This is a genomic window from Ideonella sp., from assembly GCF_035254525.1.
GTDB lineage: Bacteria > Pseudomonadota > Gammaproteobacteria > Burkholderiales > Burkholderiaceae_C > Ideonella.
The window spans coordinates 1-11,463 of record NZ_DATFAN010000124.1; the positions used below are offsets into that span (position 1 = coordinate 1).

Consider the following 11,463-nt stretch of genomic DNA (forward strand, 5'->3'; position numbering starts at 1 on the left):
GGACTTGCCCGATCCCGAGGGACCGCACACCACCACCACCTCGCCCTTCTCGATGCGGGTGGAGCAGTCGGTCAGCACCTGGACCGGGCCATACCACTTGGAAACGTTCTTGAGTTCAATCATTGCAATTCCTCGGTCTACGACGACCTCAACGGATGATGGCGATCTTCTGGTGCAGCCGCCTGACCGCCCACGAGAGCGTGTAACACAGGACGAAATAGACCACGGCCGCGGCGAGGTAGGCCTCGATCGGACGGCCATGGTTCTTCCCCGCGACCTCGAAGCCCTTGAGCATGTCATAGGCCCCGATGGCGTACACGAGCGAGGTGTCCTGGAACAGGATGATGGTCTGCGTGAGCAGCACCGGCAGCATGTTGCGGAAGGCCTGCGGCAACACGATGAGCTGCATGGTCTGGCGGTAGGTCATGCCGACCGCGTAGCCCGCATGGACCTGGCCGCGCGGCACGCTCTGGATGCCGGCACGCATGATCTCGGAGTAGTAGGCCGCCTCGAACACCGTGAAGGTGATGATGGCCGACAGCTCGGCGCCCATCGGCCGGCCGATGATCATGGGAATCAGCAGGAAGAACCACAGGATCACCATCACCAGCGGGATGGAGCGCAGCGTGTTCACGTAGGCCGCCGCGGGCCAGATCAGCCAGCCCTTGCCCGACAGCCGCATCAGCGCGAGCAGCGTGCCGATGATGATGCCGCCGATCATGGCGACCAGCGTCAGCTGGATCGAGAAGAAGAAACCCTTGGCGATGAAGCTGGAGATGACGCCCCAGTTCAGGAAGGCAAAGTCCAGATTCATTTGCCGCCCCCCATCAGGCCGGGCACCTGCAGGCGACCCTCGATCACCTTCGCGATGCGGTTGATCGCAAAGGCCGAGACGAAGTACAGGCCCGTGACCGCGAGGTAGATCTCGACGCCGCGCGAGGTCTCTTCCTGCGCCTGCATCGCGAACTGGGTCAGCTCGGCGATCGACACGGCGAAGGCCACGGCCGAGTTCTTGATGATGTTCATGCTCTCGCTGGTCAGCGGCGGGATGACGATGCGAAACGCCATCGGCAGCAGCACGTAGCGGTAGGTCTGCGGCAGCGTCAGGCCCATCGCCAGGCCCGCGTAGCGCTGCCCGCGCGGCAGGCTCTGGATGCCGGCCTTGACCTGCTCGGAGACGCGCGCCGAGGTGAAGAAGCCCAGGCCCAGCACGACGAGGATGAAGCTCGGCACCTCGCGCAGCGGCGGGATCAGCGACGGCACCACGTGGTACCAGAGGAAGATCTGCACCAGCAGCGGGATGTTGCGGAACAGCTCGGTCCAGCTGTTGCCCAGCAGCACGAGCCCCTTGCTCGGCGTGGTGCGCAGGATGCCCATCAGCGAGCCGACCACCAGCGCCACGACCAGCGCGAGCAGGGCCACCGACAGCGTCCAGCCCCAGGCCGAGAGCATCCAATCCAGGTAGGTGATGTTGCCGCCGCTGCCGAAGCAGCTGGCGACGACCTCACCGTCGATGGTGTCCTTGCAGAACACCTGCCAATCCCAATTCGCCACGAAGGTCCCTCCGGCGCCCAAAGAAAAGGCGCGGCAGCCCTCCGGCGCCGCGCCGTCAGCCTATGCAAACACCGGGCCCGGGGCCACGGTGTTTGCCAGCATGCTGCCTACTTCTTGGCGTAGTCTTCCATCGGCTTGTCGTTCGGGTTCGCCCACGCTGCCTTGGTGGCCTCGGAGGCCGGCAGCCCGATCTTGGTGTTGCTCGGCGGGATCGGCTGCATGAACCACTTGTCGTAGATCTTGGCCATCTCGCCCGACTTCATCATGCCGATCAGCGTGGCGTCGACGGCCTTCTTGAAGACCGGGTCGTCCTTGCGAATCATGATCGCGATCGGCTCGACCGACAGCACCTCGCCGACGATCTTGAAGTCGTTCGGGTTCTTCGACTTGGAGATCAAGCCGGCCAGGATCTGGCCGTCCATCACGAAGGCATCGGCCCGGCCCGATTCGACCAGCAGGAAGCTGTCGGCGTGGTCCTTGCCGAACACCTCCTCGAAGTTCACGCCGGTGGCGCGCTCGTTCTTGCGCAGCGTCTGCACGGAGGTGGTGCCGGTGGTGGTGGCAACCTTCCTGCCGTTGAGCTGGCCGATCGAAGTGATGCCGGAGTTGGCCTTCACCGCGATGCGCACTTCCTCGACGTAGGTCGTGACGGCGAAGGCCACGTCCTTCTGGCGGGTGGCGTTGTTGGTGGTCGAGCCGCACTCGATGTCGACCGTGCCGTTCTGCACCAGCGGGATGCGGTTCTGCGAGGTGACCGGCTGGTACTTGATCTCGAGCTTGGGCAGGCCGAGCTGCTTCTGCACGTCAGCCAGCACGTGCTGGCACAGCTCGACGTGGAAGCCCACGTACTTGCCGTCGCCCAGCGTGAACGACAGGCCACCGGAGGATTCGCGCACGCCCATGGTCACCGCGCCGCTGTCCTTGATCTTCTTCAGGGTGTCGTTGGCCTGGGCCTGGGCGGCGCCCGCGGCCGCCAGCGACGCGGTCGCGGCCAGGACCAGCAGAGACTTCTTCATGCGAACTCCTTCGAGTGAAAACTAGGGTAGCAGGTGTAACGTCAATCGTTCGGCGCGGGACTACGTGCAAGCCCGTACCACCAGGGCAGGCCCTAGCAGGAAGTGCGCCGGGCCACCCTGCAGGCCTGACGCTGGGCGCGGACTGTAGCGGGGCTGCCCGGCCGAAGCCAATGCCGATTGTCTGACGGGTTATGCGGCAAATGCATTCCGACTGAGGGTTTCCACCATGAGGCGCGGCGTCACTGCCGCGACTGCAGGAAGGCCCACAGCTCCTGGGCGCCGGCCTTGACGTGGCGCGCCACTTCGGGGCGCTCGCGGTACATGCGCACTTCCATGGTCAGCTCGTAGTCGCTCGGGCCGGCCGCCACCAGGCGCCGCGCCTTGAGCTCCTTGCGCACCGAGCTGGCCGGCAGGAAGGCCAGGCCGTGGCCCTCGAGCGCCATCGCCTTCAGGCCCTCGGCCATGTCGGTCTCGTAGATCGGGTCCAGGTGCGGCGGGGTCGGCGCGTGCTTGATGATCTGCTCGACCAGCCGCGCCATGTAGGCACCCGAGGCGTAGCTGAGAAAAGGGATCGGCGCGCCGGCGCGGCCCGGCAGCCTGCACTGCGGCTGGCCGTCGGGGCCTGCCTTGGCGTAGGGCGCGAGCGTCTCGGTGCCCAGGCTCAGCATCTCGTAGCGGTCGGGTGACAGCTGCAGCGGCTGGCTCGGGTGGTGGTAGGCGATCAGCAGGTCGCAGCTGCCTTCGGTCAGGCGCATCACCGCGTCGTGCACGTTCAGCGCGATCAACCGGCTCTTCAGGCCGGGCAGGCGCTTGCGCAGGTCCATCAGCCAGTGCGGAAAGAAGGTGAAGGCGAGCGTGTGCGGCACCGCGAACTCGACCATGTCCTGCCCGCTGACCTGGTGGCCACGCATCATGTTGCGCGTGGCCTGCAGGTTGCCGAGGATCTCGAGCGCCTGGGCATGGAAGGTCTCGCCGGCCGGCGTGAGCCGGGTCGGGTAGGACGAGCGGTCGACCAGGTCGATGCCGGCCCAGGCCTCGAGCGCCTGGATGCGGCGCGAGAACGCCGGCTGCGTCACGTGGCGCAGCTGGGCGGAACGGGAGAAGCTGCGCGTCTCGGCCAGGCTGACGAAATCCTCAAGCCACTTGGTGTCCATCGACGCTGGTCTCCGACTTTTCTTGTGCGGCGTGCTGCAACTGCCACATGCGAGCATAACGCCCGCCTTGCGCGAGCAGCGCCGCGTGCGGGCCGCGCTCGACGATGCGGCCGGCCTCCATCACGAGGATCTCGTGCGCATCGACCACGGTCGACAGCCGGTGGGCGATGACCAGCGTGGTCTTGCCGCGCGAGGCGCTCTTCAGCTCCGCCTGGATGGCCCGCTCGTTGGCCGAATCGAGCGCCGAGGTGGCTTCGTCGAAGATCATGATCGGCGGATCCTTCAGCAGCGTGCGGGCGATGGCCACACGCTGCTTCTCGCCGCCCGAGAGCTTCAGGCCGCGCTCGCCGACCACGGTGCCGTAGCCTTGCGGCTGCGCGGCGATGAACTCGTGGATGTGCGCGGCCTTGGCGGCCGCTTCCACCTCGGGGTGCGAGGCCCCGGCGCGGCCGTAGGCGATGTTGTATTCGACCGTGTCGTTGAACAGCACCGTGTCCTGCGGCACGATGCCGATCGCGCGGCGCAGGCTGTCCTGGGTGACGGTGCGGATGTCCTGCCCGTCGATCGTGATGCGCCCGGCCTGCACGTCGTAGAAGCGGTAGATCAGCCGCGCCAGCGTGCTCTTGCCGGCGCCGCTCGCGCCGACCACTGCCACCGTCTTGCCGGCCGGCACCTCGAAGCTCAGCTCGCGCAGGATGGGCCGCGCCGGGTCGTAGGCGAAGCCGACGTTCTCGAAGCGCACGGTGCCGCCGTGCACCTGCAGCGCGCCGGCACCGGGCATGTCGGCCACCTCGCGCTCGCGCTCGAGCAGGGCGAACATCTTGTCGAGGTCGGCCAGGCTCTGCTTGACCTCGCGGTACAGCACGCCGAGGAAATTCATCGGGATGTAGAGCTGGATCAACAGCGCGTTGATCAGCACCAGGTCGCCCAGCGTCAGGTGGCCGTCGACCACGCCGCTGGTCGCGCGCCACAGCATCGCCAGCAGCGAGCCCGCGATGATCAGCTGCTGGCCGGTGTTCAGCAGCGACAGCGAGGTCTGCGACTTGATCTGCGCGCGGCGGTAGGCGTCCAGCCCCTCGTCGTAGCGCGTGGCCTCGAACTCCTCGTTGTTGAAGTACTTGACCGTCTCGTAGTTCAGCAGCGCGTCGATGGCCCGGGTGTGGGCCCGCGAGTCGAGCTCGTTCATCTTGCGGCGGAAGTGCGTGCGCCACTCGGTGACCGTGATCGTGAAGGTGATGTAGGCCGCGAGCGCCGCGAGCGTGATCCACACATAGCCGAGGTCGAACTTCGTCGCCAGCAGGACCAGCGCCAGGGCCAGCTCGACCAGCGTCGGCAGGATGGTGTATAGCGAGTACGAGACCAGCGACTGCAGCGCACGCGTGCCGCGCTCGATGTCGCGCGTCATGCCGCCCGTCTGCCGCTCGAGGTGGAAGCGCAGGCTCAAGGCATGCAGGTGGCGGAAGGTCTCGAGCGCGATCTGGCGCGACGCACCGTGCGTGGCCTTGGCGAAAACCAGCTCGCGCAACTCGGTGAACACGCTGGTCGACAGGCGCAGCGCCGCGTAGGCCAGCAGCAACCCGGCCGGCACGACGAGCAGCGCACGCGCGTCGCCTGCCGGCAGGTTCAGTGCATCGACCAGGTGCTTGAGCAGCAGCGGCACGCCGAGGTTGGCCACCTTGGCGGCCACCAGGAAGACCAGCGCCGCGCCGACGCGCCAGCGGTAGCGCCAGACGTAGGGCACCAGGCGCTTGAGCGTCTCGGCATCACTGCGGGTGCGGGGGCTCGGCGCGGCCGGTTCACCGGGAACGGCCAGGGAATGACGACGCATCGTGAAAGAATCGAAGGGATTTGCAGCAACCACAGGACCCGTCATGAGCGACCGCCCCGCCACCGCAACCGCCAGTGTGCCCGAGCGCCTCGCCCAGCGCTTGCCCGACGACAAGGACCTGGTGCTGCGGGTGATGCCGATGCCGGCCGACGCCAACGGCAACGGCGACATCTTCGGCGGCTGGATCATGGCCCAGGTGGACCTGGCCGGTGCGGTGCTGCCGGCGCGCATCGCCAAGGGCCGCATCGCCACCGTGGCGGTCAACGAGTTCGTCTTCAAGCAGCCCGTGTCCGTGGGCGACCTGCTGAGCTTCTACGCCAGCGTCACGCGCATCGGCAAGACCTCGGTCACCGTGCACGTCGAGGTCTATGCCGAGCGCAACCCGCAGGACCTGTACGTCGTCAAGGTCACCGAGGCCAAGCTGACCTACGTCGCGATCGACGGGCTGGGCCAGCCGCGCGACATCCCCAAAGACTGAAGCCCATGTTCAAGAGCCTGCGCGTTCCCGAACGGCTGTTCGGGCTGGGCATGTGGCTGGTGTCGCTGCTGTTCGCCGGCTTCCTGATCGGCCTGGGCGGCAAGCTGATCGGCGACCTGCCGCGCGTCGAATCGGTGCTGACGCCCGAGGAGTTCGCCCCGCCCGGCGCGGTCGAGGCCGAGCGCCGGCAGATCAAGGCACTGTCAGACAAGCTGCGCACGCTGGGCGAGCAACTCGACCAGGCGCGCCTGGCGCGCGACACCGCGGCGCGCGACAACACCAGCGCCCGCGAGGCCCACCGCAACTGGCTGGCCAGCCGTCAGGTGACCGGCGACACGAGCCAGGACCCGGAGGTGCTGCGCCGCACGCGCGAGCTCGACCGCCTGCTGGCCGCCGAGCGCGGCGCCGAGGGCGAGCTCGAGCGGCTGAACCAGGCGCGGCTCGACGCCGAGCAGGCGCAGTCGGCGCACCGCCGGCGCGAGGCCGACCTGCTGCAGGCCGCCCAGGCCGACTACGAGCGCGCGCTGTTCCGGCAGGAGATGCGGGTCTTCGGCTTCCGGCTGGCGCTGACGTTGCCGCTGCTGGTGATTGCCGGCTGGCTCGTCGTCAAGAAGCGCCGCAGCGACCACTGGCCGCTGATGCGGGGCTTCGTGCTGTTCGCGGCCTTCGCCTTCTTCTTCGAGCTGGTGCCCTACCTGCCGAGCTACGGCGGCTACGTGCGTTATGCCGTCGGCATCCTGCTCACCGGCGTCGGCGGCCACTGGGCGGTGCGCGGCATGCGCCGCTACCTGGCCCGGCGCGCCCAGGCCGAGCAGCGTACCGAGGCCGAACGCCGGCGCGCACTGACCACCGACGAGGCGCTGAAGAAGATGGGCGCCAACGTCTGCCCCGGCTGCGAGCGCGCGATCCTCACCACCGGCGAGGTCAAGCCCGACTTCTGCGTGCACTGCGGCCTGCGGCTGTTCGACCGCTGCGCCGGCTGCGGCACGCGCAAGAACGTGTTCTTCCGCTACTGCCCGCAGTGCGGCGCGGCGGGAGTCCCGGGCTCCTGACAGCTCGCGGACGCCCCGCCCACAGGCGCTCCGAAGGAGCCGCCGCCCCCAAGTGACGCGCGCGGAGCCGGCTTGGCCGGTCCGCTGCGCGAGCCCCCTCCGGGGGCAGCGACCGGAAGGGAGCGTGGGGGTCAGAATCTCGAGAAGTCCGGCTGGCGCTTCTGGAAGAAGGCCTGGAAGGCCTCCATCGCCTCCGGGCTGCGCAGGCGCTGGGCGAAGATCTTGGCCTCCTCGGACACGACCTGCAGCAGGCGCTCGCGCTGCGGGCCATGCATCAGCCGCTTGGTGTCGCGCACGGCACCGGGCGGCAGGGTGTTGAACCGCTCGGCCACACGCCGCGCGTGGTTGACCACCTCGGTGGCCGGCAGCACCGCGTTGGCGATGCCGCACTCGACCGCATCGGCGCCGGTGAAGGGGTCGCCCAGCAGCAGCTTCTCGGCCGCGCGGCGCGGGCCCATCAGCCCGGGCACCAGCAGGCTGGACGCGAACTCCGGCACCAGCCCCAGGCCGACGAAGGGCATCGCGAGCCGCGCCTCGTCGCTGACATAGACGAAGTCGCAGTGCAGCAGCAGCGTGGTGCCAATGCCAACCGCAGCGCCGGTGACGGCCGCGACGACCGGCTTGTCGCTGCCGATCAGGGCCTTCATGAACTGGAACACCGACGAGTCCTCGCTTTGCGGCGGGCGCTGCATGAAGTCCTCGATGTCGTTGCCCGAGGTGAAGATGCCGGGCTGGCCGGTGATCAGGATCGCGCGCACCGCCGCGTCGTCCTGGGCCGCACGGATGGCATCGGCCATCGCCTGGTACATCGCCTGGGTCAGCGCGTTCTTCTTCTCGGGGCGGGCGATTTCGATCGTCGCCACGCCGTTCAGCGTGGCCGTCTTGATGGACATGGCGTCTCCTTGGGTGGCGCGGCGCCGATGAGACATCGCGCCGCGGGGGTGCCGCCGATTCTGACAGCGCCACCCGGCCGCACGAGCCGCTGCCGCCTGGAGAGGGCTCTCCAAAGCCGGGCCGGGTGAACCCACGACCCCGGCCTGGAGCGAGCTCACTGCTTCGTGTTCGGACCGCTCGGCGCGGCGACCGGCGCGGCCGCCACCGGCGCGGCATAGCGCGTCAGCAGCTCGTAGGTGTCGGCGCCCTTGTGGCGCCAGACATCGACGATGAAGAAGTCCCGCTCCTTGAGCTTCAGACGAAAGCTCGCGATCGCCAGCTCGCCGCGGTCATGCACCGCGAGCTCGGTGATGAGCGCCGTCCCGGCGCCCTGCAGATCGTTGGCCTTGAGCCACTCGTCACGCGGCACTGGCGAGCCTGGGCTCGCCGCGTTGCGCTGCTCGAAGTCCTCGGGCAGCAGGCGGTCGAGCAGGCCCTTGTTGCCGGACCGCACGGCATCGATCAGGTCGTACTCGTGCTGGCTGAAGATCTTCATGAAGCGGGTCATCGTGACGACCCGCTGCCGCGGCGCCGGCGCATCGGCCGTCCCGGCGGCCGGCACGGCCACCGAGACCAGCAAAAGGGTGCCGGCTCCCGCCAGCACCAGTCGCTCGAGCCAAGCCATCAGGGGTATTGCATCGCGCAGAGTCCGCCGTTCGCGTTGACCCAGTTGCGCTGGATCAGGAACTTGCGGGCGCCCCACTGCACGTTGTAGAGCGAGCCGTTGGGCGCCGTGAAGGTGGGCTGGAAGGTCCAGGCGCACTTGTCGGCGTTCTCCATGCCGGTCGACGTCTGCCACCAGGCGTTCAGGTCGGGGTCGGTCGCCGCCTCTTCCATCTCGTGCATGATCACGCTGGCCATGCCGTCGACACCCGGGTTGTCGTTCGGGCTGGTCGACTGCGCCGCGCACGCGCTCAGGCAGCGGGCCGCGTCACCGACGAACGAGTACTTGATGTCGGTCGAGAGCACCGAGGTGTGCGTGTGCCAGCCGCAGTACGAGGTGCAGAAGCCCGAGGTCGCGTTGACGTCCTTGGTGGTCAGCAGGAAGTAGATGCCGTTCCTGTCGGCCGGGAACGTGCCCGCGGTGATCGCGTTGGCGATCAGGTTGCGGATCGCGGTGTCCGACAGGGCCGAGCCCGCCGACTTGGCCACGTCGTCGGCTTCACCCTTCAGGGTGACCTTGTTCTTGACGTTCCTGGTGACGATGTTGTTCTGGTAGTAGGTCGTGTTGATGTTGTAGTAGGGCGTACCGGTGATGTTGTTGATCATGTCGCGCACGATCTGCTTGCCGGTCGGGCTCTGCGTGGCCCAGTCGCCGTACCACAGGATGTAGATCTTCTGGCCGCCCTTGGCCTTCATCACCGGGCCGCCGTGGTAATCGATGCCATTGGCCTGCGGGCCTTCTTCGGCGGGCACGAACTGGCCCGGCTTGGCCGGCACGCCGTAGCCCTTGCCGGTGGGAACCATTTGCACGCCTTGAGCCGCTTCAGAGGCCTCAGCGGCCTTCTCGCGCGTCGCGGCGGCTTGCGCGGTGGAACCCATGCCGAGGATCATCAGGGCACAAGCGGTCCACACGGTCGAGGAACGTGGATGCATGAACTGTCTCCTGGAGGTAACGACGAGCCGGCGCCGGCTGGTGGCCAGACACCGAACGAACCGGCCTCGGACACTGCGCATCGTGACGCAGCCCCGAGGCCCGAGCGTGGATCCTAGGAAGACCGTCGCGGCGCGTCTATGCCGCAGTGCCCCTCAAATGAGGGGGGACGGCCGCAGCCAATCATCAACTTCCGTCCACAGTGCGGGTTGATGCTGTAGACGGAAGAAGCCGAAATGGCCGATACGGCGCGCCCCAACATCGGCCGGGGCGATGCGCTTCATCGCCTTGGGCGCCCCGGCGTAGAAGCCGTGCAGCGACTCGATGTTGCGCTGGGACATGAACTCGTCGTCGGTGAAGCTGAGCGACAGCATCGGCGTGCCCAGCTCGGCATAGTGCCGCCGCAGCGCGGCGCCGCCCTCGCCCATCATGTAGTGCGGCGACAGGCACCATCGGCGCCACTGGGCCATCACGCCGCGCGGCAGGTCGCCGACCTTCTTCAGCCGCTTGCCCGGGAAGTACCCAGCCAGCGGCAGCGCCAGCGGCACCAGCACGTACCACATCCACCAGACCATGCGCCTGAGCTTCGGCGCGTTCTCGCGCCAGTAGCCGCTGCCGGAGCCGACCGTGACGGCACGCGCAACGAGCTCGCGGTTGGGCAGCAACCCGAAGATCTGGCCGCCCAGGCTGTGGCCGACCCAGTGCAATGGCGCCGCCTCGGGTGCCTGGGCACGCAGCCAGGCCAGCGCGCCGGCGGCGTCCTGCTCGGCCCAGGTGTGGATGTCGGCCTCGAAGCCGCGCAGCGAGCGCGCGTGCTCGGGCGGCCGGGAGGCACCCATGCCGCGGTAGTCGAAGCTCAGCACGAGGTGGCCGCGCTCGGCGAGCCAGCGCGCGAAGTCGGCGTAGTAGCTCTGCGGCACGCCCATCGCCGGAGCAATCAGCACCGCCGCGCGGGCGCCGGCGGCGTCGCCGTAGAGCGTGCCGGCCAGCTCGAAGCCGTCGGTGGCGGGAAAACGGATCGGGGTCATCGCGTCTCCTTGCATCGAGCGCCGCCATCCGGCGCGGAAAGTCTTCTTCAGGCCGGCTGGAACTCGCTCCAGTGCTCGGCCAGATGCATCAGGTGGGCCCGCGCAAAGGCCGGCTTGTCCAGCGCGCCATAGGCGAAGTGCGGCTGCAGCGCGCCGGGGTGGCGCTCGAAGCGGTCGAAGGCAGCGAGCAGCCGCTGCACCGCCTGGTCCAGCGGCGCCTGCGCATCGAGCGCCGGCGCGCCGGGGATCGGCTGGTCCAGCGGGTGCTTCATCGCGCCGCGTGCGTCGAAGACCTTGAAGGCCAGCGGGCCGACCGTCGCGCGAAACAGCGCCGGCTTGAGCTGCGGGAACCCATCGAGCGAGTACTCGACGCTTTGCGCGGCATGGATCAGCACCTGCGCCAGGCTCCACGCGCCCGTGGCGCGCGGCGGCTGCGCGGCGAGAGCCGCCAGCGCACGCCGCGCGTCGTCGATCGTCTTGAATCGCATCGAACCAGTCATGATCCAGGCTCCCGTGCCGACGGCTGCGGCGGTAACGAGCGCGCCGCCGGTGAGCAGCACGCGGCGGCGCGTGACGTGCACGTCAGACCGTTTCGAAGATGCCGGCCGCGCCTTGGCCCGTGCCGACGCACATCGTGACCATGCCGTACTTCAGCTGCTTGCGACGCAGCGCATGCACCACCGTCGCGGCGCGGATCGCGCCGGTCGCGCCCAGCGGGTGGCCCAGGGCGATCGCGCCGCCCATCGGGTTGACCACGTCCGGGTTCAGGCCGACGGTGCGGATGACCGCCAGCGCCTGCGCGGCGAAGGCTTCGTTCAGCTCGATC

12 protein-coding genes and 2 pseudogenes are annotated in these 11,463 nt (G+C 68.5%); 2 read left to right on the forward strand and 12 right to left on the reverse strand.

Going from position 1 to position 11,463, the window contains the following annotated elements; genetic code table 11:
• The 6 genes and pseudogenes from VJ693_RS12275 to VJ693_RS12300 form a co-directional block, all read right to left on the reverse strand.
• Positions 1-123, reverse strand: a pseudogene (locus VJ693_RS12275) (amino acid ABC transporter ATP-binding protein); the annotation flags it as partial.
• A gap of 25 nt (positions 124-148) precedes the next feature.
• Positions 149-814, reverse strand: coding sequence for an amino acid ABC transporter permease (locus tag VJ693_RS12280; RefSeq protein ID WP_324154494.1), 666 nt, complete (start codon positions 812-814; stop codon positions 149-151).
• The gene (locus tag VJ693_RS12285; RefSeq protein ID WP_324154496.1) at positions 811-1,554 is read right to left on the reverse strand and encodes an amino acid ABC transporter permease; all 744 of its coding nucleotides are present in this window, start codon (positions 1,552-1,554) and stop codon (positions 811-813) included. The genes VJ693_RS12280 and VJ693_RS12285 overlap by 4 nt, the downstream gene beginning before the upstream one ends.
• Positions 1,555-1,661: 107 nt before the next feature.
• Positions 1,662-2,570 (reverse strand): amino acid ABC transporter substrate-binding protein, encoded by a 909-nt coding sequence (locus VJ693_RS12290; RefSeq protein ID WP_324154497.1) that lies wholly within the window; start codon positions 2,568-2,570, stop codon positions 1,662-1,664.
• Positions 2,571-2,809: 239 nt separating this feature from the next.
• On the reverse strand, positions 2,810-3,724 hold the full coding sequence (locus VJ693_RS12295; RefSeq protein ID WP_324154499.1) for a LysR substrate-binding domain-containing protein: 915 nt from the start codon (positions 3,722-3,724) through the stop codon (positions 2,810-2,812).
• On the reverse strand, positions 3,705-5,552 hold the full coding sequence (locus VJ693_RS12300; RefSeq protein WP_324154500.1) for an ABC transporter ATP-binding protein/permease: 1,848 nt from the start codon (positions 5,550-5,552) through the stop codon (positions 3,705-3,707). Before VJ693_RS12300 ends, VJ693_RS12295 begins: the two co-directional genes overlap by 20 nt.
• A 43-nt stretch (positions 5,553-5,595) precedes the next feature.
• Here VJ693_RS12300 and VJ693_RS12305 point away from each other — a divergent pair, with 43 nt between their 5' ends.
• Positions 5,596-6,030 (forward strand): acyl-CoA thioesterase, encoded by a 435-nt coding sequence (locus VJ693_RS12305; protein ID WP_324154502.1) that lies wholly within the window; start codon positions 5,596-5,598, stop codon positions 6,028-6,030.
• A 5-nt stretch (positions 6,031-6,035) separates the two neighbouring features.
• Positions 6,036-7,082: a serine endopeptidase gene (locus VJ693_RS12310; RefSeq protein ID WP_324154503.1), complete on the forward strand. Its 1,047-nt coding sequence runs from the start codon at positions 6,036-6,038 to the stop codon at positions 7,080-7,082.
• Positions 7,083-7,213: 131 nt separating this feature from the next.
• Here VJ693_RS12310 and VJ693_RS12315 read toward each other — a convergent pair whose 3' ends face one another.
• From VJ693_RS12315 to VJ693_RS12340, 6 genes and pseudogenes are all read right to left on the reverse strand, one after another.
• Positions 7,214-7,975 carry an enoyl-CoA hydratase gene (locus VJ693_RS12315; protein WP_324154505.1) on the reverse strand — a complete coding sequence of 254 codons (762 nt, stop codon included), beginning with the start codon at positions 7,973-7,975 and terminating at the stop codon, positions 7,214-7,216.
• A 155-nt stretch (positions 7,976-8,130) separates the two neighbouring features.
• Positions 8,131-8,640, reverse strand: a complete 510-nt coding sequence (locus tag VJ693_RS12320; protein WP_324154507.1) for a hypothetical protein — start codon at positions 8,638-8,640, stop codon at positions 8,131-8,133.
• A complete protein-coding gene (locus VJ693_RS12325; protein WP_324154508.1) occupies positions 8,640-9,611 on the reverse strand; it encodes a hypothetical protein in 972 nt (323 codons plus the stop codon). Before VJ693_RS12325 ends, VJ693_RS12320 begins: the two co-directional genes overlap by 1 nt.
• Before the next feature lie 153 nt (positions 9,612-9,764).
• On the reverse strand, positions 9,765-10,637 hold the full coding sequence (locus VJ693_RS12330) for an alpha/beta fold hydrolase (protein WP_324154510.1): 873 nt from the start codon (positions 10,635-10,637) through the stop codon (positions 9,765-9,767).
• 47 nt (positions 10,638-10,684) lie between these two features.
• A complete protein-coding gene (locus VJ693_RS12335) occupies positions 10,685-11,125 on the reverse strand; it encodes a DUF1569 domain-containing protein (protein ID WP_324154512.1) in 441 nt (146 codons plus the stop codon).
• A 94-nt stretch (positions 11,126-11,219) separates the two neighbouring features.
• Positions 11,220-11,463 (reverse strand): annotated as a pseudogene (locus VJ693_RS12340) (acetyl-CoA C-acyltransferase); the annotation flags it as partial.